Genomic DNA, 22,327 nt, shown 5'->3' with positions numbered 1-22,327 from the left:
GTAGAGTTTTGTTTCATCATGACGCACCCGCTTGGGAAAACGATCGGTCCCACATGGTGTCCGCGGCATCCACTCCTTCACCGTTCTCTCCTGCTATTGCGCGTCCTACCCCTTGGACGCCGCGAACGCCCCGGGGTAAGACGCGGCCGGCAGCGCCTATTTTGCGAGTACGGTCTGCATGACGCGGCGAAGTTCGGCAGCCGGATCAACCACCCCTTCAAAGCTGCGCCAGGCTACGTGGTGGTCCGGGCGGATCAGCAGACAGCCGAAGTCGCTGATCCCCTTCACGCTCGCCCACTCGCCGGCATGATCCGCATACGACTGACGCGGGCCAATGACGCGCACATCGATTTCGACGCCAAGTTCCTCCCCGACATGTGCAGCGGCCTCGACCCATGCCTCACCTCCGAGTCCTGTGAAAACCGTGAACCGTCCATGCCCGGCGAGATCAAGCGTCGAGTGCTGCCGTCCCTTTTTGTCGAACACCCAGGCGTGGGGCAAGCGAGCGCCTGGCCACGTCGTCGGCTGGTAATACAGTTCTGAATCGCGCTCGAAGGCCGGCTCCTCCTGACCGTCGGTGACAATCGCGCCGGAGTGATAGCGTTGATTCATTTCGACCCCGTGGGCGTCCAGTTCATATTTCTTGAACGCCAACGCTTCGCGAATTTCCTCTCGCTGCTTTTCCGCAGCCGCAGTCGACAGACTGCGAGCATGCATGTTGGCCTGCATGACCTTCGCATCCGTCGTTTCCGCAATTCCAAGCGCCTCGTAAAGCGGCGCGAATTCCGCAATCGACTGATTTGCGCGCGTGACGATCTGCTTTGCGATTGGAGCGCGCTCCAACGTATAGCTATCGAGAAGCGCTGCACCCGCTTTCCCGTTGATCACTGCGGCGAGTTTCCAGGCGAGATTGAACGCATCCTGAATGGAAGTGTTGGAACCCAGGCCGCCCGACGGCGGGTGCCGGTGCGTGGCGTCTCCCATGCAGAAAACCCGCCCGTCCTGCATGCGCGTGGCGTACATGTTGTTGACCGTCCACGTGTTCGCCCCCAGCAGCTTGATCTCGAGATCCGGCTTACCGACCAGCTGACGCGCGATCTCCGTGGCCTTGGCTTCGTCGATGACCGGAGCCGGGTCGTTGATGTCATAGCCCCAGACGATCAACCACTCATTCCACGGCCGCACCATCCGGATCAGCCCCATCCCGATGCCGCCGACTTCCGCCCCCGGCTGCATGATCGGGTAAAGCACCGCGGGCCGATGCGCGACAAGCTCCGAGAGATCGGCGCGGAACCAGATGTTCATCGAGCCGCGCACACCCATCTTCCCTTCGAAAGGCAGCCCCGCATTCTTCGCGACCTGGGAGTTCCCGCCGTCCGCGCCGACCAGATACTTTGATTTGACCGTGAACTCCTCACCGCTCAAACGATCACGGCATACTGTGATCACGCCGTCGTCCGTCTGCGTGTGGCTCACGTAGTCCGTGCTCATGCGCGCCTGAGTGCCGCGCGAGCAGGCCGTCTTGAACAACAGCGGCTCCATGAACGTCTGCGGCAAATCGTTCACTTTGGTGGGGCTCGCCAGGCGGCGCTCCCCTCGCGACGTGGGATGCAAGCCCCAGCTCGGCGCGCGGCCGATTTCCTCGCCCGTCAGACTTTCACAGAATACCGTTCCGCCCATGAGATCATCACTGGTCGCGTGCAGATAAGCCTCCTGCTCTACTTCCTGTCCGAGGTCGCGCAAGACCTCCATCGTTGGCTGGTTGGTAATGTGCGCACGCGGCGTGTTGGCCAGCCAGCGGTACGTGTTGATGACCATGTTGTCGACACCGTAGGTGGAAAGCAGCGCTGCGCAAGCGGAGCCTGCGGGCCCTGTCCCCACGATGAGTACATCTGTCGTAATTTCTGCCATGTCGATTTCTCCTGATATCAGATCCTGTCACCCAATGCACGCGGATATTCGATGTGGATGCCTAAATAAATAGAGAGCTGGTATTGCGCGTTATGCTTGCCAATCCGGCTTTCACATCCCTCTCACGCTGTCTTTGTCTCGCTCAAACTCATCGATCGAATCATCTCCTCTCGCATCACGAATTTCTGAACCTTCCCTGTAACGGTCAACGGCATATCGTCGACGAAGCGAACATACCTGGGGATCTTGTAGTGCGCGATTTGTCCCTGGCAAAATTCCCGAATGTCTTCCTCGGTCACATACTCTCCTTGCCGAAGCACGATCCACGCACAGAGTTCCTCGCCGTTCTTCTCGTCCGGCACGCCGAACACCTGTACGTTCTGAATTTTTGGGTGCCTGAAGAGGTACTCTTCGATCTCGCGGGGGTAAATGTTCTCGCCGCCACGAATCACCATGTCCTTGAGCCGGCCCACGATATTGCAGTAGCCGTCGGCGTCGATGGTGGCCAGGTCGCCCGTCCGCATCCATCCGTCAACGACGCTTTCACGCGTCCTTTCGTGGTCGTCCCAGTACCCCAGCATCACGGAATATCCTTTTGTGCACAGTTCTCCAGTCTCACCAACGGGAACCGTATTGCCAAAGGTATCGACGATCTTCACTTCGAGGTGCGGCTGAATCCGTCCGACGGTGGTCGTGCGCTTATCGAGTGGGTCTGTCGTTGCGCTCTGAAACGATATCGGGCTGGTCTCCGTCATTCCATATCCAATGGTGACCTCCCGCATGTGCATCTTCGCGACCACCTGGTTCATGGTCTCTACCGGACACGGTGAACCCGCCATGATGCCCGTGCGCAAACTGCTCAGGTCGAACGTCGAGAATTCCGGATGTTCGAGTTCCGCGATGAACATGGTCGGCACCCCATGAAGCGCCGTACAGCGTTCTTCAGCGATCGCCGCGAGGGTCGCGCCGGCATCGAACCCTTCACCCGGGAAGACCATCTGCGCACCGGCCGATACGCACGCCAGCACGCCGAGCACCATCCCAAAGCAGTGGTAGAGCGGAACGGGGATGCAGAGCGAATCAACTTCGGAAAGATTCATCGCCATCGCAACGAAGCGCCCGTTATTGACGATGTTTCGATGCGTCAGCGTGGCGCCCTTCGGGTTTCCCGTCGTGCCGCTCGTGAACTGGATATTGATTGGGTCGCGAGCCGACAGCGCTACAGTCGTTGGTCCTTCGGCCCGAAGCATCGCCTCGCCCTCCAGCATCACAGCAGAAAACGGCAGGATCCCGTGTACGCCGGAGTCCCCGACAGATATCACGGTGCGAAGCTCTGGCAGGCGTGCGCACTGCAGCTCGCCAGGACGTTGCGTCGCAAGTTCCGGCGCGATGTCGAGCAGCATCGAAACGTATTTCGATTTCTTGAATTGCTCGGCCGTCACGAGCGCTTTGCACCCCACCTTGCGCAGCGCATACTCGAGTTCCGAAACCCGGTAGGCAGGGTTGATGTTGACCAGCACTGCCCCGACACGCGCCGTGGCGAACTGCGTGAGCAGCCATTCGAATCGATTGGGCGACCAGATCCCGACGCGGTCGCCCTTTTCTATCCCCTGGGACAACAGACCCGCGGCAAGCCGGTCGACCCGCTCGTCAAATTCTTTCCATGTCCAGCGCACGCCCTGGTCGCGGAACACCACGGCTGGCCAGTCGGGAAAACGTAGCGCCGTATCCCGCAGAAACTCGCCGATTGTGGCTTCGGTCAACGGAACATTCGCGGCGCCGCGCACATAGGCCATGCCGTCGGCAGGTGCAATAAGCGCAAGGGGACCGGGTAAGGTTTGCATAAATCCATTCTCCAACGCTGCTGTGAATCACAGTTCAGGTGTGCACTGAACCAGGGTCATACGTCTGCTGTAACAGCCGCCGCGCTATTTGCCGTAAAACACCAGATCGCCAGGCTCCTCGTCGCGGTCGAACGCTTCGGCCGTGTTGGCGAAGCCACGGATCGCGTCTTCCGTGACGTACAAGCCCATGGTGATATCGAGCATTGCCGCATCCGCGCCTGTCACCCCGCCACTCGACCACGTCTTGAGCAGGGTGCGCGTCGCCGCAAACGACAGCGTCGGGCCGTCCGCGAGTCGCGTGACCAGTGCCTGGGCGACGCTTTCGAGCTGATCCGGTTCTGCCACGTGTGTGGCAATCCCAAGCTCCCCGGCAAGGCTCCCCGGAATCGGTTCGCCCAGCATGGCAAAACGCGAGGCACGGCTACGCCCCACGCGCTCGGCCAGCCGCTGCAGCGCACCCGCGATGGGCAGCATGGCGGTGGTGACCTCGACGCATCGGAACACCGCATTCGACGCGGCCACGATGAAATCGCAGGCAAGAGCGAGCTCCAGTCCGCCACCGAAGGCCAGCCCCTGCACGACCGCCACGGTCGGCACACGCAAGGCCTCGATGGCGCGATACGACGTATTGACCTCGGCAACGAACGTGCGGAACCAGTTCAGGTCCTTGCCCGGCCATTCGCGAACCTCGCCGCCGAGACTGAAATGCGGCCCTTCCGCACGAACGACGAGAACCCGGATATCGCTTTCGCTCGCCTCGTGAACCGCGTCCCGGAGACATTGGGAAAAACGCGCGTCAAGCCGGTTGTAGGGCGGATTCGCCAGCACGATATGCCCTTCCTTTCCGCGACGCTCAAAACGAATGCTCTTCATTTGCTAACCTCATGTTGTCAGTCAAAGTCACCGGGCGCGCACGGCGCCCTTCAAAGTTCCTTGATTCAGGATGACGAATCATTCAGCGGAATGATGGGGAGCAGCAAATGTGATGGCCGGTCAGCGTCGCGGTAAATCTTGTGAGTCACCGTATTGCTGCTGCCTACGTGATACGGAATGTATTCGACGTCGGTCATCGCGCCGGTTCCGGTCGGCACGTCAAGACTGCAAATCTCGACGCAGATGCGATGGCCAGCCTTGAACTGGTTGGCAGTCGCCAGCACCTGGATCTCGTACCTGACGATCTCGCCCGGAGTAACAGGCTTGATTGAATCCCTGGTCAGCTTGTGGAACGGCTCCCCAGGCTTGGAGCGGTCCGCATCCAATGCCCTGTACGACGCCTTCAACCAGCCGCGAGTCAGCTCGCGTTCGGGCAAAGTATCGGGAACGCTGCGCTCGCCGACGCGCGCGGTAACGACCGACACATCCGGACCCACGTCCTTGAGCACGACGATCCAGTTCGTGTCCGGCTGGTCGATCTCTGCATAGAGCGTGAGCGAGATTGGACCGGCCACCAGGACATCGTGCGCAAGCGGCTCCGTCATATAGCGCAGGCGCTCGACCTTGCTTGTCTTCTTCAGCGGCATCTGGGTGAAGACGTCCGGCTCGCGCAACGCATTGCCCACTTGCGCCGCGGGGCGCGGCTCTTCCGTGGAAAGCCGCTCCCAGCCACCAAGGTAATACTTCGCCCATTGGGTCTCGGGCAGAGGCCAGTCGGTGCCCGTGCGCCATTCGTTGGCGCCCATGACCCAGTAACGGACGGGGGGCTCGTCCATGATGCCGGTGTCGACCCCCTTCAGCCAATAGTCGTACCAGCGGATCACTTCGTCGTGGTACTGGTGGAACGGGCGTTCCAGGTGTGCCGGACCGGTAAAGACCAGCTTGCGCGGTTGCTTGACGTTGGCGAAATAGTGCTGGGCGCCCAGCCAATGCAGTTTGTAGGTGTATGCATAGGCACCGGAGCCCGTATAGAACGGCACCTTGATCTTCTTGAAGAGCTCTTCGCTGCCCTCGACGGTCCCGTCCGGCTCCCAGGGGTTCGTCATAATGTGATACATCACCCACGTACGCTGCCCCTTCTGCGTCAGGATGTTGTAGAGGTTGATGTACATCTTGTAGTCGGGATTGCGCATGGCCTCGCGCCAGAGCGCTTCCTGCTCATCCGGCAGCGGTCCGGGCACATTGCGCGACTCATGCACCGTGCTGAAGACATCAAGCAGATAGGGGAACGTATGCACGACGCCGCCGGGATTGAAATCGCGAAAGCCGAACATGCCGCCGTAGGCGCTGCAAGCGTCGTAGGGAAAGATCGCCTTGAGCGCCGGATGCCCTTGTGCGGCAGCGCGCCATTGCTCGCCTGCGAACCCCGAGATGCCGACCATTCCGACTTTCCCGTCCGACCAGGGCTGTTGCGTGATCCACTCGATCATGTCGTAGTGGTCGGTGTTTTCTTCGCCATAGTGGCCTTCGGACTTGGCCGAACCGCGCGGCTGGGCGATCACGTGCACATAGCCATTGGCCACGAAGCGCCGGGTGTCGCCCGCTTCCACCGGCCCAAACCATAGCGGAGCGTGCGCGGGTTGCGGAGGCAACACGTCGGCAATGTCCGGACCCTGAAGGTCCTTGTTATGCAAAGCGGAAGCGTAGAGCACCGGATACTTCCCGCTCCCCTCGGGCCGATAGACGTCGACGGCCAGACGAGTGCCATCCCGCATCGTTACGTAGACGTCGCGTTCTTCAATCATGTCTCGCCTCCAGATACATAGGTATGTTCGGCTTCAACAGACGGCCGCTGACGAATTCGAAGGCGGCCCGGATATTTGGAAGTCGGACTCTTCGCGCCTGCCCTTCGGCGGTGTCCCGCGACAATACGACCTCTGCAAATCACTATACTTCACGTTCGTAAAGTATGCAAGGCAAGTAACACCTGTTAGCAGGAACTCGAGCACGGAGTTGGCAATGCTCGTGTCGTTGCTGCTACGTCTTTCTTATAACGCGGTATTGGCAACCCGGCGCGCCGGATTACCGGTGCGCCGGGGATTGAACGTCATCAATGCACGGGGATGTCCGGCAGCGCGCTGTCAGGCGGCGCCGAACTGATCGCTTCGAGATGTTCGCTTTCCAGCCGGTGCTGCGCCGAGAGAATACGCGCCATCACTGCCATGCAGACGCTGGCTATCACGAGCGGTATCGACAACACAGCGCATACGAGCACAAAGGGGTAACCCGAAATGACTATCAGGCCAATCAGCGATGAGCCGATGATTGAACCAACCCGCCCAACTGCAACTGTCCATCCTGCACCGGATGCACGAAGCGCCGTCGGATAGAAGATGCCCGGAATGGTGTTGATGCAGGTTAGAGGGCCGCCGGTAGCCAATCCGGCCAGGAAGATGATTCCCGCGAGCCATGATGCCGCTTCGGACAGGCCTAGCACGACGACGAGCAACGCCCCTACGGCAAAGGAGCCGCAAATGACCGAGGCAACGTTGATGCGGCGCACCAGGAACACGAAGAGCACCGCGCCGGTAAGCGCGCCGAACTGGAACATCGACGACACCTGGGAAGCTTCCTGCATCGACAGGCCACTCTGCTTCAAATGCGTCGGCAACCAGTATCCGACGAGAAAGAAGACCAGATATCCGGCAAATTCCGTAATCCAGGTGAGCACTGTGCCGAGCCGATAATCCTTTCCTACGAGCCCAAGGCTTCCTTTCTTCGAACCGGCTGGCGCCCCCATGACGAAATACAAGCCGGAACAATCAACCGCAGGGAAGACTCTGGTCAAGACTCGCTTGACAACTTCGTTGGACTTACTACTCGCCACCAGATAGAGCGGCGATTCGGGTACTTGCCAGACGAATAGACCCGCGACGCAGAGCGGCAGGACGCCACTCAAAGCCAGCATACCTCTCCAGCCCAGCACACCTATTCCGAAAGAGGTGACAAAGCCAGCGGCCGCTGATCCGAACAGAATCCCACACATGATGGTAGCGAGCATCGCGGCGCGCGAACGGTCGGGGCTATATTCAGCGGCAAACGCTGACGTGGCAGGCATGGCGGCGCCAATGCCGAGACCGGTGACAAAACGGAACAAAACGAGTTGCACGACTGATTGCGCCTCGCTGGATGCGATCGCCGCAATACCAAACCATGTGATTGCCGCGATGATCACCGCCTTGCGCCCTACCCGATCGGCCAACGATCCGCCGATGACTGACCCGAGCAGCAGCCCAAACAACCCGATCGCAACCAATGGCGCGAGGGCTGCGGGAGGAAGGTGCCACTCGTGACTGACGGCGGGTGCGATGAACGCCATGACGATCGTATCGAATCCCTCGGTCGTGGTCGCCGCAAAGCAAAGGATAAACACCACCCACTGTTGCTTCCCTATCGGATGATCATTGAAGAATCCGCGTATGTCGCGATGAACGTAGTCTCTGCGTTCCATTACTTGTCCTTGAGGCGTGCGAGGCAGGGTTCACTGAGGATTCACTTCGGCTTCCTGCCGCGATGAAGCGTGGCCGCAGTGTCGTATCAAACATGTCCGGTTCACTCTCCCGAAGGCGACCGGACAGAAATAACGTGGTCGCCTCAAGTCACCACAAAGCGCCACTGACGTACTTCGGACATATGTCATCTGCGCTCGCGTCGTCGAACTTTATATTTTCCGATCGTGCAGGTTTATTCTAGTTAAAAGCTTTCCGATCGTACAGGATTATGAGACTGGGACTATCCCTATGGGGCGCCGACTTACGGACGGACCGTCGACGCGCGAAGCGCACCTGGAATGGTCACGGGGATGGATGAAGAAGCCCGGCAGTTGCGATACCGATGGGGGTTGCAGACCTGCATTTCGTCTGCCCGGTGATGGTATTTACGCAGCGCCCCCCAAGCGCGCCGGACAGTACGATCCTGGCAACGTCATTTCTGGAACAGACGGCGTGTATTGGGAATTGGCCTGGCGGTCAATCCCTTGCTCCAGGCGGAATTCAGGTCGGCGATTTTGCTGGCGAATTCGATCGTCCGACGAATCCGGCGACTCGCTGACTGAACGCTTCCGTGGCGGCACACCTCAAAAACGCCTGCTTTTCGTCCTCGAGATGTTGTGCGAGCCCGTACTCCGATGCGTTGCCGACGAGTGCTTTCATCTCGCTGACAGCAACTGGCGGCACGTCGGCTACACGCCGCGCCAATGCGAACGTAGCTTCTTCCAGCGAAGCTGGATCGACAACGGCCTGCACCAACCCCAGCGAGTTCGCTTCTTCCGCATTCAACGAATCCCTCGCCAGCAGAATTTCGAGGGCGCGTGCCGACCCCAGGCGCCGCGCCAGATGGAAGGAAAGTCCCCCGTCGGTCGAGGTGCCCAGCTTGCCGTACCCGACGACAAATTGAGCCGCACGTGAGGCGACAACGAGGTCGCACGCCATGACCAGCGAAAAACCTGCACCTGCCGCGGCCCCCTGCACACTCGCAATCACGGGTATCGGCAGTCGCCGCAACTTCAGAATCAGGTCGTTGAGCAGGCTGATCAGGGCTTCGAGAAAGCCGTCGGACCTTTGCAGCCCTTCGAGAATCTGGACGAGATTCCCACCGGCTGAAAATATGCGCCCGGAGGATCGCAGAACGACCGCGCGGTACCTGCCATGCGCCTCGATGTCCGCGAGCGCATTCAATAGATCCGTGCAGAACGCCAGGTCGATCGCGTTGGCCTGCGCTTCGTTTCCCAAAGTGATGACCGCGAGATCTTCACGGGAGGTCAAGGTGATGTTTCTCTGCATTTGGCGATGCCTGCGTTCACAGTGTTCTGGTGGAGGAACCGGGATCCGTTCAGGTGCATGCCCCACCAAGGTGGCACTGACTGGGCGCGTCAATTCGGCACTTTCTTAACACATCTGTATAGACCGGGGACATGATTGACACATGTGCGGGGACATCGTTGACACCTTATGGTCAGGGATTGTTGCTCCTCAGGTCAGGGGTGAGGATGCGATGATGGGCAAACCAGAATTCAAATACGCCGTCTTCGCCAGGCTTTGCGCGTGCCGCAACCGGCGGCCCATAAAGTGCATTCGAGACTTTAAGTTTCCGTCCTTCAAAGCGTAGCCGGCCATCGGACTTGACCCGCAATACCACATCATCCGGGCCGTACTCCGGCTCGCGCAGGATCGATGGATACGCCCGGGGGCTCGGCTGGTAACGGCTGATCGGTGTGTTCATGCCAATCGCCTCGTGCGGGCGCTCGCAGTTGTAGATGGTGCGCCAGCGGTCCAGCTCCTGCTGCACGTGCTGCTGGGTGGCGAAGCTTCGTCCGTTCAGTACTTCAGCCTTCAGCGTACGGTGAAACCGCTCGTCCTTGCCGTTGGTCTGCGGGTGGTAAGGCCGGCTGTAACTGATGCGGATACCCAGCCGGATCAGCCAGACGGCCAGCTCGGTAAGCTGACCGGGACTGCCGGGCGACCCCCACGGCGAGCCGTTATCGGTGTTGATGCGCAACGGCAGGCCGTAGTGCCCGAACGCCTCCCGTAATCCCGCCTGCACGGTCGCGGTGTCGGTGGGTCCACAGGCGCGTAGCAGGATGCTGAAGCGCGAGTGGTCGTCCAGTACCGTCAGGGGACTGCAACGCTCCTTCTGGAGGGTCTCGAAGTGCCCCTTGAAGTCCATCTGCCAGAGCACGTTGGGCTGCTCGTGCTCAAAGCGCTTCCAGGGTTCGCTCATCGCTGAATCGGCCGGCAGGATCAGGTTGTGCCGGTGCAGGATGTCGGTCACGGTGCTGGACTGCGGCACCGCCTCAAAGCCCAGATCCTGCAGGCGCCGCCTGATCTTGCGGCCGCCCCAGCGCGGATGCGCCTGGCGCAGCCGCACCACTTCCTGCTCCATCGCAGCGGGTGTCTTCGAGGGGCTGCTGGCAGGGCGCCGGGACTGATCTGACAGCGCGTTCTCGCCGCGCTTGAGCCATTTGTAGCCGGTCTGCCGGCTGATGTTAAAGCGCTGGCACAACTCGGTGATCGTCAGCGTGCGCTGACTGGCCAGATGAACAAATTCCTGTCGGAGGCTCATGGTGTCTCTTGCGTTCCAGGGCATGGTCGGGACCGGGCGTTTTAATACCCGGAAGTGTCAACCATGTCTCCGCACATCTGTCAGCTATGTCTCCGGTCTATACACACATCACGTGGACCTGATACGGGATACGGGATTCGGGATCTTCCCGTGTCCACGATGACATTATATTTTACCATCGTTCAATTTAAAAGCGCGACTTCTGTGCGCAAGGCTTACCGCAAAGAGAGGTTGGGAAACACGCGGGTGGTCGCCCGGAGGAGTACGCAGAACGCGGGATCCAATGTATTATACTTTTGTACAGTTTTTCAGATTGCCCCCACGGCGCGGCACCTAAGACCGGCAGCCGAAAGCGGCATCGAACACTACCGTCATGCCAGGCCCCCGCGAATGTGCGGTCCGGCAACCAGCTTCCTATTCGAGAAACCATATGGCGCAACGCACCGTTTCCAGCAAGAACTCTGCCCGAAAGGGACGTCCGACAGCGCTTCGGCGTGCGGAGCAGCAACGTGCGCAGGAGACGCGTTCCGCCATCCTGAATGCCGCGCTGTCGGAGTTCGCCGCGAAGGGCTTTGAGGCTGCGAGCATACGCAGTATCGCGGACCGGGTCGGATTGCAGCACCCGCTCATCACCTACCACTACCGTTCGAAAGACGTTCTCTGGCAGGCGGTAGCCGAATACGTGTTCGAACATATTCGTCACGAGTGGGACGCCTATCTGGCGGAGACGCCCGCTGTCAGCGCCGCGGACCACGTGAAAGGGATGTACAAGGCCCTGTTCAAATTCACGGTCGACTATCCCGAGTTCCATCGCTTCATGCTTCAGGAATTCCTCTGCTATAGCCCGAGGCTGCAATGGCTCGCCGATACGGTGCTCAAGCCCCTGCTAAACGGGCTCCTGCCGCAGATTCGTACTGCACAGGAAGAAGGCGCGTTGCCCCAATGCGAACCCATCATCTTCCATTATTTGTTGATCAGCCTGACGTCAACCCTTTCAGGCTTCGGTCCGGAGATGCAGGCAACCGCCAATATTTCCTCGTCGGATCCCAAGGTGGTGGATTCATACTGGGAAATGGTTGAGGAACTCATCTTTCATCGAGAGACTCGCCCCAGCCGGTCCGCGACGGTTGAGCCGCGTCCGGGCCGTACCGCGAAGCAGCCGCGCGTGTCGAGTCGCGCAAAGACCGCCGCCTGATTTCGCGGGCTCTTCCGCCATAGCACTTGAGCCCCGCTTCTGTTGCCGGACGGGGTCTCCAGACAGGCGAACCTACTCCTCCTCGCCCCTCGGTCGCCACGAGCCTTGGGCCGTCGTATCGCTGACATGAGCCCGCAAGGATCTGTTCGACGGTGAATTGATCCCTACGCTTCGCCCGTCCAGGGTGAGGTGACGAACATATCGCCGGCATGGTTCTGTGCCGGTTTTGTCATCGTGTCGCCCATTTTCTCCAACAGAAATTCTGCGAAGACCGCTACTGCGGGCGGCACCGGCGGGCGGCTCGTGCAGACGAGCTGCAGGCCAAGGCTCGCGCTCGCGCGCCGATAAGTCGGCAGCACGCGCACCAGTTTCCCCTGCGCGATGATCGGCTCGACGATCAACTGCGGCAGCAGCGCAATCCCCAGTCCGGCTACACAAGCCTGCGCCAGCACTCGCATGTCGTTGACCGCGAACCGGCTGTTGATCGACACCTCCTGACTGCCGCGTGGACCCTGCAAACGCCACGTGCTGCGACCCTGGCGATTGGAAATCGTCAGACAGTCGTGTTCGGCCAGCTCACGCAGCGTGCGTGGCGCAGCGCGCCGTTCCAGATAGGCCGGACTCGCCGCCAGGATCATTGCACCCGGCCCCAGCCGACGCACCTTGAAGCCACTGCCGGTCTCGATGCCCATGCGCAAGGCCAGATCGATGCGCTCGGTGATCAGATCGGACGGCGCGTCGTCGAGCAAAAAGTCGATGCTGATGTGCGGATAGCGCGCGTAGAACTCGAGCAGCCATTCCAGGCGGAAGAATTCGAACAGGCCGGCCATCGCGGTGACGCGAACCGACCCCGACGGTGCCTGCTCATCGGCATGGAGCCGCCCGATCTCGAGGATCTGGTCAAGCGCCGGCGCATAACGCTCGAACAGCGCCTGGCCTTCCGTGCTCGGCGCGAGCTTGCGAGTCGAGCGATGCAGCAGACGTGTGCCGAGTTGCCCTTCGAGTTGATCGATGCGCCGGCTCAGCGTATTCGCCGGCATGCGCAGACGCCGCGCCGCCTCGGAAAAGCTGCCGGAACGGACGACCTGGACGAACATCGCGAGGTCATTCAGATCGAGCATGGCATTTCTCCATAAATGGATTAATCCAATCCTATTTTACCATCTAGTGTGAAGCGCCCTTGATCCCCATACTTGAGGTGTCGCACAGGAGGCCGCTGTTTCCAGGCTGCCGGCGGGGCAAGTCGATTCGTGATCGAGCTCGCCGGCGCGCGCCATCAGGGTGAACCGATCGCAAGGACGGCGGACAGGCTGTCCGGCTGAACGTCAGCCGCCATGCGGCACCGTCGACGCGTGAACGAGTCAACCAGACGGGAGACTGCCCGGCCGACACCGATTGCGACCTTTCGCCATATTGAGGAGCTTATGGTTTCAAATTCCATCCCGGCCGCGCCAGCCGGCTATACGCGGACCGCGGTAGCGCTGCACTGGCTGATCGCGCTGCTGATCATCTGCGGCTTCGCGCTCGGCTGGGTGATGACCGGCATCCCCGGCTTCACGCCGACGAAACTCAGATACTTCTCGTGGCACAAGTGGATAGGCGTGACCGTGTTCGCGCTCGCGATCGTGCGTGTGGTGTGGCGCGCGACCCACGTGCCGCCGGGGCTCCCGGCCGGCATGCCGGCGGCGCAGCGGATCGGCGCGCATGCGGTGCATGTCCTGCTGTATGGGCTGATGCTCGCGATTCCCGTGGCCGGCTACCTCTACAGGTCGGCGTCGAACATCCCGGTCGTGTATCTCGGCATCGTAGCGCTGCCGCGCCTGATCGATCCCGATCCGGTGCTGAAGGCAACCTTCAGGACGCTCCATGTGATCCTGAATGACGTCTTGTTTTCCCTTGTGGTGTTGCACGTGCTGGCGGTAGTCAAGCATCAGGTGCTGGATCGCGACGGCCTGCTGTCGCGAATGCTTCCCTTTTCCAAATGAAGGATTCGATGAAAAAGTCATTCTCCCGCTCCATGGCGGCAGCATTCGCCGCAGTGTCGCTCGTTGCGTCGAGCGCAGCGCTGGCCGACCTCGACCTGTCGGCGAGCAAGGTGTCCGCGATCTCGAAGCAGATGAACGTGCCGACCGAGGGCGTGTTCAAGAAGTTCTCCGCGCAGATCAGGTTCGATCCGGCGCAGGCCGCGCAAGGCAGCGCACAGGTGTCGATTGAGGTCGCGAGCTTCGACATCGGCGACCGGATGTACAACGATCAGGTCGCCGGCAAGGACTGGTTCGATGCGAAGACGTATCCGCGCGCGGCCTTCGTGTCGTCGGCGATCGAGCCCGCGGGCGGCAACAAGTACAACGTGACCGGCAAGCTGACGATCAAGGGCAAGACGCAGACGCTGACCGTGCCCGTCACCGTCACCGTCACGCAAAGCGGCGCCACGCAAACGTTCGACGGCGTGCTGCCGATCAGGCGTTCGGTGTTCGACGTCGGCACAGGCGAGTGGAAGGACACGTCGATCGTCTCGGACGACGTGCAGATCAAGTTTCATATCGTTGCCACGAAGTAAGCGTGGCGGCGTTGCATCACCCGATACCGCGCACAGCTGCGGCAACCTGACGTTTCAAGGAGATTGATTTGAAGAAGCATTTGATGATCGGGGCTGGAGCACTCGCCGCCTCACTGTCGCTGTCGGCATTCGCGGACGTGTCGACGTACCAGTTTGATCCGGACCACACGTACCCGAGCTTCGAGGCCGACCACATGGGCGGCGTGTCGGTCTGGCGTGGCAAGTTCGACAAGTCGCAGGGCACGGTGACGCTCGATCGCGCGGCCAGGACCGGCACCGTTGAAGTGACGACCGACATTGCGTCGGTCAACACGGGTAGCACGAAGCTCGACCAGTACCTGCAGGCGGATCAGTTCTTCAACGCGTCGAAGTTCCCGGAAGCGACTTACAAGGGCACGATCCAGTTCAAGGGCGACAAGCCGGCCGCGGTCGTCGGCAATCTGGCGATGCACGGCGTGACCAGGCCACTGACGCTGGCAATCGACTCGCTCAAGTGCATGCCGCACCCCATGCTCAAGCGCGAGGTGTGCGGCGTCGACGCAGCGGGCGAATTCGACCGCAGCGACTTCGGCGTCGATTTTGGCAAGTCGTACGGCTTCAGTATGAAGACCAGGCTGCTCATCTCGGCCGAAGCACTGAAACAGTAATCCCATTCGAGGGTCATTCTCATGAAACTGTTACACGTAGATTCCAGCATCCTCGGGCAAGGCTCCGTCAGCCGTGATCTGTCAGCGGATGTCGTCGCGACCTTCCGGGGCCGCCATCCCGACCTTGCGGTCATTCGTCTCGACCTTGCCGCCACACCGATCGGCCATCTGAGCGCCGCACACCTCGCGGCCGCCCAAGGCGCTCCGGTCGACGATGCATTGAAGGCCGATGTCGCCCTGGGCCAGGCCGCGCTCGATGATTTCCTGGCAGCCGACATCGTGGTCATCGGCGCGCCGATGTACAACCTCGGCGTGCCCTCTCAGCTGAAGGCCTGGATCGACCGCATCTCCGTCGCGGGGAAGACGTTCCGCTACGGGGCGGACGGCCCGGTCGGACTGTGCGGCGGCAAGAAGCTGATCATCACCTCGTCGCGCGGCGGCGTATACAGCGAAGGCTCGCCGGCCGCCGTCGTCGATCATCAGGAAACCTATCTGAAGGCGGCCTTCGGCTTTCTGGGCATCACGGATATCGCCTTCATTCGCGCGGAAGGGGTGGCGATGGGTCCGCAGGCACGCCGCGAGGCCATCGCCTCGGCGAAGAAAGAGACCGCCGCACTCGCTGCGTGAAGCAGCATCGCCCTAACGAAACACTCGCTGGAGAACCACCATGCCGAACAACCCGAAGCTCATCGCCGTCGTCGGCGCCACCGGCCAGCAAGGCGGCTCCGTCGTGCGCGCGCTGCAGGCGAGCGGTCAATTCAAAGTGCGCGCGTTGACGCGCAATCCGGCCACGCATCCGAAGCTGGGTGACGAAGTCGTGCTGGCGGATTTCAATCGTCCGGAAACGCTCAATGCCGCATTTGCCGGAGCGCATGGCGTCTTCCTGGTGACCAATTCGTGGGAAGCACAAGCAGACGAGCCCAAGCAGGCGCTCGCGGCTGTCAATGCGGCGAAAGACGCCGGCGTACAGCACTTCATCTGGTCGACGCTTCCCAATGTGGAGACGATCAGCGGCGGCACGATCCATGTCCCGCACTTCACGGCCAAGGCGAAAATGGAACACGTCGTGAGCGAGGCCGGATTTGCGTACCACACGTTCGTGATCGCGCCGTTCTATTACCAGAACCTGATCGGCCTGATGGCTGCGCAGAAGCAACCGGATGGCGCTGTGGGATGGGCGCTGCCGCTCGATCCGGGGCGGCGCGTCATCCATATGGGCGACATCACCGAACTCGGCCGTCTCGTGGCGGGTGCGTTCGAGCAGCCGGAACTCGCAGGGCACGGTGAACATCTGCCGCTTGTCGGCGATTTCCTGAGCTTCAACGAGATCATCGCCACCCTGAATCAACAAGGAAACACGCTCTCGTTCAAGCAGGTCCCGCGTGAGGTTTTTGCTGGCTGGTTTCCGCACGCCGAGGGGATCGCGGCGATGCTCGCGTACTTCGAAGCGCACACGTATCTCGGCGCGGATTCGCGCGACGCGATCGCGCTCGCCAACAAGGTCGCCGGCCAGCAGCCGACGAAGTTTGCCGCATGGGCCAAAGCGAATTTCGTGATCCCGGCGGCGGCCTGACAGCAAAGCCTCCCTGAACACCAGCATCCCGTTTCACATCCGCTGCGCAGTTTTGCACTGCCAGCATCCGACAGGAGCAGTTCCATGACGCCCGCTTCGGGATTCGCGCGCCGCTCTCGCTGGGTTTGCTGGCGGCGGCGGCCGGGCTGTTGCTGTTTGCGCGTGCGCCGGCCGGGGGCAGTTTCGTGCTGGACGTGCTGCCGGGCATGATGCTGATGGGTCTGGGGGCGGGGGAGGCCTTCGATCCGGTGTGGCTTGCCGCGATCAGCGACGTAACGCCGGATGAGTCGGGTCCGGCCTCGGGTGTGGTCAACACGTCGTGCATGATGGGCGGCGCGCTGGGCCTCGCCATCCTGGCGAGCCTCCGCGGCAGCGCGCACCGATGGCCTGGCCGCTGCGGGTGCCGATGCCGCTACTGCGCTCAATAACGGCTACCACCTGGCTTTCCTGCTGGGGGCCATGGCGGCGGTAACGGCCGGCGCGCTGGCCGCGGCTTTCGTGCGTACGCGCACGCACGGTCAGGCGCAAGGCGAGGCGTCGTCCGCCGCTTCCATCTAAAGCAGGCTGGGGATGCCTGCGCACCGGAAGCCGACAGAGGTGTTGACGCGGCTATGACGGCATTGAATCCAGAAAGACGTAGAGTGCTTCAATCCTTCCGTCGCGAACGATGATGAAGTCCACACCCGTATAGTGCGGTGCCTCGCCACGGGGACCCGAACCCCAGGCCAGCCGGCCAGCACCCGCCTGGAAGAGCGGCTGGGGGGCAGGCTTTTTAACCGCACCTCCCGACGACTTGCACTGACCGACTACGGCCATCTGCTGGCCGAGCGAGTCGCAAAAATCTACGCGGACGCAGAGGAGGCCGAGGACTTCGCACGTGAGACCTCGAGCCGGCCGCGCGGTCCGGTCAAGCTCGCTGCACCGCTCTCCTTCGGCGCTCGCTGGGTCGCCCCGCTGCTGCCCGAGTTCTTTCGCACCTACCCGGATATTTCCGTTGATCTCGATCTCACGGATGCCCATGTCGACCTGATTGGAGAGGGCTTCGACGCCGCCCTCCGCATTGCCATCATGGAAGATTCGTCACTCGCCGCACGTCTCATTGCACCCGTGCGCCGGTTTGTCGTGGCATCCCCTGCCTATCTGTCCCGCTATGGTCGACCGCGGCACCCGCATGATCTTGGCGCCCATCAGTGTCTTACCTACGCCAACAGGAACAAGCGCGACGTCTGGCGCTTCACCCACCAAAGCGGCGAGGAATGCACGATCACGCCAACGGGGGCATTGCGGGTAACAAGCGTGGAAGCGCTACTGCCCATGCTGCTCGCAGGACTCGCCATCGCGGAGCTTCCTGAGTTTGTCGCGACACAGTATTTCCCGGACAAGCAGCTCGAACCGATCCTGGCCGACTGGCGACTGCCTGAAGGCGCTCTGTATTTGGTCACCCCCACTGCCCGCGCGCGGCCAGCCAAGGTCAGCGCGTTGGCCGATTTCTTCATCTCCAGACTTGCCTCAGCGCAATGGAGCGCAGAGACGCTGCTGGGCTGGAAACCGCCCGGCCATCGCGTCAAGTGATTTCCCGTTGCGTGTTGGCCGGAAAACGCAGAGAACCGCAAGCAGCACCGCCACCGATCCGCACGCCACTGGCAGTTCCCGTTTTCAAGCCGCATTGTAATTCGGTATGCGAAATATATTGATCAATCCATGCCGTCAAACGCGCTCGTCAGATCAGAACTTATGACGCAGCCCAATGTGCACGATGGATTGTGTCGCTCCACTCGATGGGGCCGACACGGTTGTAATCTGCGATTGCGTCGCAGAGCCAGCCGCCTTCTGCACCTGGGCAACCAGGTAAATATCTGTCCGTTTTGACAAGATGTAATCTGAAAAGAGACCAAGTGCGCGATAGATTGGAGACTGGTCCGTTGCGTCGACCTTCCCGTGGGTGTAGATGTACACTACGCCGGCAAAAACGTCCGGCCGGACCTGGTAGCCCAGATTTGCTTCATAGTTGTCGAAGCGAACATCTGCGCCGTCGAAGGCATTTCCGAACCGCGTGGACGTGTACTGAAGTCCGAGGGTGGCCTTGCCAAAATTGTATTGGGCACCCGTACCCCAGATCTGCTGGCTTTGCGCATGGGGCACGTACGCTGAGAATGCAATTGCGTTCGGGGCGACGCCGCCGAACACAGAGTTGAGCGGATTCTTGATGTAGGTATAGGCCGCAGCAGCATACAGCGGCCCGTTGGCGTAGCTCAGACCAAACGACTTCACGCTGTTGGTGGAGAACTGCCCCGCCACTCCGCCAAAGCTATAGAGTGTTTCGACGGTGAATCCGGCAAGAACGGGGCTGGCGTACTTGACGGCATTGTTAATACGGTTGACGCCGGCGGTATTGTCAACGTCATTGAGGTGGGCCAGAAAGACCGACCAGTTCAGGCCGGCGTTGGTTTTTGACAGCAGATTGGCCATCTCGTCGTATTGACGTCCAAGTGTCACCGTTCCGTACGGGCTGGCAATGCCCACATACGCCGATCGACCAAAAAGCGCGCCGTTGTTGCCGAGGTTACCCGTCGACGGGTCAAAGCCACTCTCCAGAACAAAGATGGTTTTCAGACCACCGCCCAGATCCTCCGCCCCGCGAAAGCCCCATCGCGATATCGAGGCCCCACCGCTCTGCAACTGCCAGTTCGAGTGGCCCTTTTGATTGCTGGTGTACGTGATGCCTTCATCGATGATCCCATACAAGGTCACGCTGCTCTGTGCGTACGCGGACGCCGATGCTGCACATAACACAGCGGCGCCGCACGATAGCCTCTTCATTTTCAGTCTCCTCTGACGATACATCCGAACATTGCCGTTCGCGCGAATGAAGCAACTCTTCTTTTAACTTTACCGTCCGTACAGCATTAGACTACTCGGTAATTTTCCGGTCGTACAGCTTTGTTGGGCTAGTGCTATCCCCTATAAATGCTTCTCGCAACCGAGGGACATTCCGGCCGCTCAACCGTGAGAGTGACTGGAAGGCCGACACGCATAGGGTTGGAATGAAGCAGTTTGCGAAAGTCCGTGAAAGACCGTTCCGGTACACGGCACTGTGCAAGTGTCGGGAAGCCCTCTCACTATACTTTTCATTCGTAAAATTTAGTGTATAGTGGAATTGAACGAAGCGAGGGGCGCAGCGGGCCTGCCCTCCTGCTAGTCCGGAATCCAGATCAGGAGACGATAGTCATGCCGACGCGAAAGATAGACACCCACCAACATTTCCTTCCCAAGCTGTATGTGGACGCTGTAGGTCTCGACATACTGAACGCCGCCATGCCCAATGGGGTTGCCCCAAGCTGGTCCGTAGAGGCGGCCCTCGCGATGATGGATGAAAATGGCATTGACGAGGGCATTCTGTCCATCTCGTCGGGCCCGACGATTCCGGATGCGGCGACATTGCTCCGCAAATGCAATGACTATGCAGCCGATCTCGGGGCACGCCATCCCGGGCGGTTTGGTTCCTTTGCCAGCTTGCCGCTGCCGGACATCGACGCGGCCTTGCGCGAGGTGAGTTATGCCCTCGACGAGCTGAAGGTCGACGGATTCATTCTCTTCACGAACTACGACGGCATGTATCTGGGGGATCCGCATTTCACCCCGCTGCTGGAGGAACTGGACCGTCGTGGCGCCGTCGTTTTCGTGCACCCGAATCAACCGCCTCACGAGATACCGCGCGTCGCTCCGGCGTCTGTGCTGGAATATCCGTTCGAGACGACGCGCACCGCGGCGAGCCTGATTATTTCGGGCGCGGTAACCCGGTTCAAGAATGTGCGGTTCATTCTGTCCCACGCCGGGGGCACGTTGCCCTTCCTCGTACCCCGTCTTGCTCTCTCCATTTCGATGATGCCTGGGGCAATCGAGCGCGTGGGTGACCCGCTTGAGGCGGTCAGATCCTTGTATTTCGACACGGCCCTTTCGGGAGGAACGGCGCCATTGAGCGCGCTCGCGCAAATTACGACGCCTGACCACATTCTGTTCGGCACGGACTTTCCGTTCGCCCCGACTGCCGCGATCCGGCAGTTCGGCGCCGTACTCGACGACATCAAGATTCCCGGTGTGGAGATGAACAAGGTGTACGGCGAGAACGCTGCGAGATTGCTGGGTCGGTAAGCGGGGATTTGAATCGACAGCGCGCGGGCGCTGTCAAGTTGACGAACGGGAATCATCTGCGGGGTTAATCCATAGCTATCCTTAGCAGATGATTTTCTCGCCAACGGGAGAGAACCTCCCACTGTGAAGCCGCACGTCTGGCGTTTGCGCCTGCGGGTTGGTGCGCCCCCGCGCGAAATCTCCCCAACGCCAGACAATCCCGCGTCCGACTCCAACCCATGTGTCGGCTTTAAGCGGACGCGGGAACATGCAGCTGGAGCGTCGCCAGCCCACGGTAGACCGGATTGCGATTCCATCGAGGCCGAGGCTCGGAAAGAGCCAGCGCGGGCCAGCGGCGCATGAGCTTGTCGAACACGATCTCGGCTTCCATCATCGTCAGCGCCGCGCCGATGCAGACATGCGGACCGCTGCCGAACGAGAGCGGCGCGAACGCGCGCCGCCCGATGTCGAGCCGGTCGGGATCCGCGTAGCGACGCGGGTCCCGATTGGCCGCGCCAATCAGCCCGAGTGGTGGTCATCCTTCTTTCAGCGGGGGTGGCTTACATCCAATGCGCAAGGGCTTGCTGCGAGCGGTTTCGCGCGAGGCTACCGCCAGATTTAACGCGGAAAGGACGATTACCCCAGGCTGCGCCCACGAACGGGTTTTCCCGGTAACCGGGGCATTCCTTGCATTAGTTGTCACCGGATGATAACATACAAGCCATGACAGATCGAGATCACAGCCTGGACACCCTGCTCGAGCTGGACGGCGTGATGTACACCGTCGACGACACCGGGTGTTGTTGGGTGAAATTTGAAGTAGCGCGGATCGCAGCATCACCGGAGCGCCCGCACGGGCTGCGGTATTCGCTGACGTTGCACGATGAAAAGGGTTCTCGCCTGTTGGGATTCGATAACGCGCATCCGATCCGGGAGGGTTCAGGCCCGGGTGCCAGGACGCGAATCGAGTACGACCACAAGCACGCCGGCGAGCGCATCCGGTTTTACGATTACGCGGATGCCGCGACGTTGCTTGCAGACTTCTGGACCGAAGTCGAAACAGTGATGAAGGAAAGGAGCGAGAGCGATGACTGACGTACACATCCTGAAAGTCGGTATTGCCCCGATGGAGAAATTCAAGGCGCGGACGATGGCGATCGCGCGGGGCGAATACAAGCCGTCACCCGATGAGCCGAAGATCTGGTTCTCGTCGCCTGAGTCGTTCGCACAGGTGCTGTCGGGCAAAAATCAGGCGTTGCTCGCGCTGATCGCGAAGACGAACCCGGCATCGTTGACGGAGCTGGCCGAGGCGTCTGGACGGGCCAAGTCCAACCTCTCGCGCACGCTTAAGACAATGGAGCGGTACGGCATTGTGTACTTCGAGAAGGGGGAAGGTCGGGAAGTCGCGCCACGGGTGAACTACTCGGGCATCAGCCTCGAAATGTCGTTCGCGTAACGCCCCACCATACAGCA

General features: G+C 60.8%; 20 protein-coding genes and 1 pseudogene. 11 read left to right on the top strand and 10 right to left on the bottom strand.

The annotated features are described in order from the left end of the window. Positions 1 to 156: 156 nt before the first annotated feature. From P0D84_RS39870 to P0D84_RS39840, 7 genes are all read right to left on the bottom strand, one after another. Complete coding sequence (locus P0D84_RS39870) at positions 157 to 1,911, bottom strand: FAD-dependent oxidoreductase (protein ID WP_408347455.1); 1,755 nt, start codon at positions 1,909 to 1,911, stop codon at positions 157 to 159. Positions 1,912 to 2,033: 122 nt separating this feature from the next. After that, positions 2,034 to 3,755 (bottom strand): AMP-binding protein, encoded by a 1,722-nt coding sequence (locus P0D84_RS39865; protein WP_408347452.1) that lies wholly within the window; start codon positions 3,753 to 3,755, stop codon positions 2,034 to 2,036. An 84-nt stretch (positions 3,756 to 3,839) separates the two neighbouring features. After that, the gene (locus tag P0D84_RS39860; RefSeq protein WP_408347449.1) at positions 3,840 to 4,628 is read right to left on the bottom strand and encodes an enoyl-CoA hydratase/isomerase family protein; all 789 of its coding nucleotides are present in this window, start codon (positions 4,626 to 4,628) and stop codon (positions 3,840 to 3,842) included. Positions 4,629 to 4,693: 65 nt separating this feature from the next. Further along, on the bottom strand, positions 4,694 to 6,433 hold the full coding sequence (locus tag P0D84_RS39855; RefSeq protein WP_408347446.1) for a CocE/NonD family hydrolase: 1,740 nt from the start codon (positions 6,431 to 6,433) through the stop codon (positions 4,694 to 4,696). Positions 6,434 to 6,738: 305 nt separating this feature from the next. After that, entirely contained in the window at positions 6,739 to 8,139 is a 1,401-nt protein-coding gene (locus tag P0D84_RS39850) for an MFS transporter (RefSeq protein ID WP_408347443.1), read from the bottom strand. A 541-nt stretch (positions 8,140 to 8,680) separates the two neighbouring features. Further along, positions 8,681 to 9,469, bottom strand: a complete 789-nt coding sequence (locus tag P0D84_RS39845) for an enoyl-CoA hydratase/isomerase family protein (RefSeq protein WP_408347440.1) — start codon at positions 9,467 to 9,469, stop codon at positions 8,681 to 8,683. A gap of 172 nt (positions 9,470 to 9,641) precedes the next feature. Next, positions 9,642 to 10,772 carry an IS481 family transposase gene (locus tag P0D84_RS39840; RefSeq protein WP_408347437.1) on the bottom strand — a complete coding sequence of 377 codons (1,131 nt, stop codon included), beginning with the start codon at positions 10,770 to 10,772 and terminating at the stop codon, positions 9,642 to 9,644. Positions 10,773 to 11,178: 406 nt separating this feature from the next. On the opposite strand from P0D84_RS39840, the gene P0D84_RS39835 reads away from it, so the two are divergent. Then, positions 11,179 to 11,943 (top strand): TetR/AcrR family transcriptional regulator, encoded by a 765-nt coding sequence (locus P0D84_RS39835; protein WP_408347434.1) that lies wholly within the window; start codon positions 11,179 to 11,181, stop codon positions 11,941 to 11,943. Between the two features lie 164 nt (positions 11,944 to 12,107). Here P0D84_RS39835 and P0D84_RS39830 read toward each other — a convergent pair whose 3' ends face one another. After that, positions 12,108 to 13,064, bottom strand: a complete 957-nt coding sequence (locus P0D84_RS39830; protein WP_408347431.1) for a LysR family transcriptional regulator — start codon at positions 13,062 to 13,064, stop codon at positions 12,108 to 12,110. A 303-nt stretch (positions 13,065 to 13,367) separates the two neighbouring features. Here P0D84_RS39830 and P0D84_RS39825 point away from each other — a divergent pair, with 303 nt between their 5' ends. The 7 genes and pseudogenes from P0D84_RS39825 (at position 13,368) to P0D84_RS39795 (ending at position 18,295) form a co-directional block, all read left to right on the top strand. After that, the gene (locus tag P0D84_RS39825) at positions 13,368 to 13,928 is read left to right on the top strand and encodes a cytochrome b (protein WP_408347428.1); all 561 of its coding nucleotides are present in this window, start codon (positions 13,368 to 13,370) and stop codon (positions 13,926 to 13,928) included. A gap of 8 nt (positions 13,929 to 13,936) precedes the next feature. Continuing rightward, positions 13,937 to 14,503, top strand: a complete 567-nt coding sequence (locus tag P0D84_RS39820) for a YceI family protein (RefSeq protein WP_408347425.1) — start codon at positions 13,937 to 13,939, stop codon at positions 14,501 to 14,503. Positions 14,504 to 14,571: 68 nt separating this feature from the next. Next, complete coding sequence (locus P0D84_RS39815; protein ID WP_408347421.1) at positions 14,572 to 15,150, top strand: YceI family protein; 579 nt, start codon at positions 14,572 to 14,574, stop codon at positions 15,148 to 15,150. A 21-nt stretch (positions 15,151 to 15,171) separates the two neighbouring features. After that, positions 15,172 to 15,777, top strand: a complete 606-nt coding sequence (locus P0D84_RS39810; RefSeq protein WP_408347418.1) for an FMN-dependent NADH-azoreductase — start codon at positions 15,172 to 15,174, stop codon at positions 15,775 to 15,777. A 40-nt stretch (positions 15,778 to 15,817) separates the two neighbouring features. Further along, positions 15,818 to 16,723 carry an NmrA/HSCARG family protein gene (locus P0D84_RS39805; protein WP_408347415.1) on the top strand — a complete coding sequence of 302 codons (906 nt, stop codon included), beginning with the start codon at positions 15,818 to 15,820 and terminating at the stop codon, positions 16,721 to 16,723. A 92-nt stretch (positions 16,724 to 16,815) separates the two neighbouring features. Beyond that, positions 16,816 to 17,281, top strand: a pseudogene (locus P0D84_RS39800) (MFS transporter); the annotation flags it as partial. A gap of 132 nt (positions 17,282 to 17,413) precedes the next feature. Then, positions 17,414 to 18,295 (top strand): LysR family transcriptional regulator, encoded by an 882-nt coding sequence (locus P0D84_RS39795; protein WP_408347412.1) that lies wholly within the window; start codon positions 17,414 to 17,416, stop codon positions 18,293 to 18,295. Positions 18,296 to 18,448: 153 nt separating this feature from the next. On the opposite strand, the gene P0D84_RS39790 is transcribed toward P0D84_RS39795, so the two are convergent. After that, complete coding sequence (locus P0D84_RS39790) at positions 18,449 to 19,543, bottom strand: porin (protein WP_408347409.1); 1,095 nt, start codon at positions 19,541 to 19,543, stop codon at positions 18,449 to 18,451. 408 nt (positions 19,544 to 19,951) lie between these two features. Here P0D84_RS39790 and P0D84_RS39785 point away from each other — a divergent pair, with 408 nt between their 5' ends. Then, positions 19,952 to 20,875, top strand: coding sequence for an amidohydrolase family protein (locus tag P0D84_RS39785; RefSeq protein ID WP_408347406.1), 924 nt, complete (start codon positions 19,952 to 19,954; stop codon positions 20,873 to 20,875). Between the two features lie 229 nt (positions 20,876 to 21,104). On the opposite strand, the gene P0D84_RS39780 is transcribed toward P0D84_RS39785, so the two are convergent. Further along, positions 21,105 to 21,320: a cytochrome P450 gene (locus tag P0D84_RS39780; protein ID WP_408349713.1), complete on the bottom strand. Its 216-nt coding sequence runs from the start codon at positions 21,318 to 21,320 to the stop codon at positions 21,105 to 21,107. 308 nt (positions 21,321 to 21,628) lie between these two features. Between P0D84_RS39780 and P0D84_RS39775 the strand changes: the two genes are divergently transcribed. After that, positions 21,629 to 21,949: a toxin-antitoxin system TumE family protein gene (locus tag P0D84_RS39775; protein WP_408347403.1), complete on the top strand. Its 321-nt coding sequence runs from the start codon at positions 21,629 to 21,631 to the stop codon at positions 21,947 to 21,949. Continuing rightward, entirely contained in the window at positions 21,942 to 22,310 is a 369-nt protein-coding gene (locus P0D84_RS39770; RefSeq protein ID WP_408347401.1) for an HVO_A0114 family putative DNA-binding protein, read from the top strand. The genes P0D84_RS39775 and P0D84_RS39770 overlap by 8 nt, the downstream gene beginning before the upstream one ends. The last annotated feature ends 17 nt before the right edge of the window (positions 22,311 to 22,327 follow it).

Source organism: Paraburkholderia sp. RL17-337-BIB-A, assembly GCF_046025895.1.
Classification (GTDB): Bacteria; Pseudomonadota; Gammaproteobacteria; order Burkholderiales; family Burkholderiaceae; genus Paraburkholderia; species Paraburkholderia fungorum_C.
Note: the sequence above shows the minus strand (reverse complement) of the source record. Positions and strands in the feature narration are given on the sequence as shown.

Excerpts from the sequence above, each read along its gene's own strand:
- P0D84_RS39810 (WP_408347418.1), top strand. The coding sequence starts at position 15,172 with ATGAAACTGTTACACGTAGATTCCAGCATCCTCGGGCAAGGCTCCGTC.
- P0D84_RS39770 (WP_408347401.1), top strand. The coding sequence starts at position 21,942 with ATGACTGACGTACACATCCTGAAAGTCGGTATTGCCCCGATGGAGAAA.
- P0D84_RS39825 (WP_408347428.1), top strand. The coding sequence starts at position 13,368 with ATGGTTTCAAATTCCATCCCGGCCGCGCCAGCCGGCTATACGCGGACC.
- P0D84_RS39835 (WP_408347434.1), top strand. The coding sequence starts at position 11,179 with ATGGCGCAACGCACCGTTTCCAGCAAGAACTCTGCCCGAAAGGGACGT.
- P0D84_RS39830 (WP_408347431.1), bottom strand. The coding sequence starts at position 13,064 with ATGCTCGATCTGAATGACCTCGCGATGTTCGTCCAGGTCGTCCGTTCC.
- P0D84_RS39790 (WP_408347409.1), bottom strand. The coding sequence starts at position 19,543 with ATGAAGAGGCTATCGTGCGGCGCCGCTGTGTTATGTGCAGCATCGGCG.
- P0D84_RS39845 (WP_408347440.1), bottom strand. The coding sequence starts at position 9,469 with ATGCAGAGAAACATCACCTTGACCTCCCGTGAAGATCTCGCGGTCATC.
- P0D84_RS39855 (WP_408347446.1), bottom strand. The coding sequence starts at position 6,433 with ATGATTGAAGAACGCGACGTCTACGTAACGATGCGGGATGGCACTCGT.
- P0D84_RS39840 (WP_408347437.1), bottom strand. The coding sequence starts at position 10,772 with ATGCCCTGGAACGCAAGAGACACCATGAGCCTCCGACAGGAATTTGTT.
- P0D84_RS39860 (WP_408347449.1), bottom strand. The coding sequence starts at position 4,628 with ATGAAGAGCATTCGTTTTGAGCGTCGCGGAAAGGAAGGGCATATCGTG.
- P0D84_RS39820 (WP_408347425.1), top strand. The coding sequence starts at position 13,937 with ATGAAAAAGTCATTCTCCCGCTCCATGGCGGCAGCATTCGCCGCAGTG.
- P0D84_RS39805 (WP_408347415.1), top strand. The coding sequence starts at position 15,818 with ATGCCGAACAACCCGAAGCTCATCGCCGTCGTCGGCGCCACCGGCCAG.
- P0D84_RS39775 (WP_408347403.1), top strand. The coding sequence starts at position 21,629 with ATGTACACCGTCGACGACACCGGGTGTTGTTGGGTGAAATTTGAAGTA.
- P0D84_RS39850 (WP_408347443.1), bottom strand. The coding sequence starts at position 8,139 with ATGGAACGCAGAGACTACGTTCATCGCGACATACGCGGATTCTTCAAT.
- P0D84_RS39870 (WP_408347455.1), bottom strand. The coding sequence starts at position 1,911 with ATGGCAGAAATTACGACAGATGTACTCATCGTGGGGACAGGGCCCGCA.
- P0D84_RS39865 (WP_408347452.1), bottom strand. The coding sequence starts at position 3,755 with ATGCAAACCTTACCCGGTCCCCTTGCGCTTATTGCACCTGCCGACGGC.
- P0D84_RS39785 (WP_408347406.1), top strand. The coding sequence starts at position 19,952 with ATGCCGACGCGAAAGATAGACACCCACCAACATTTCCTTCCCAAGCTG.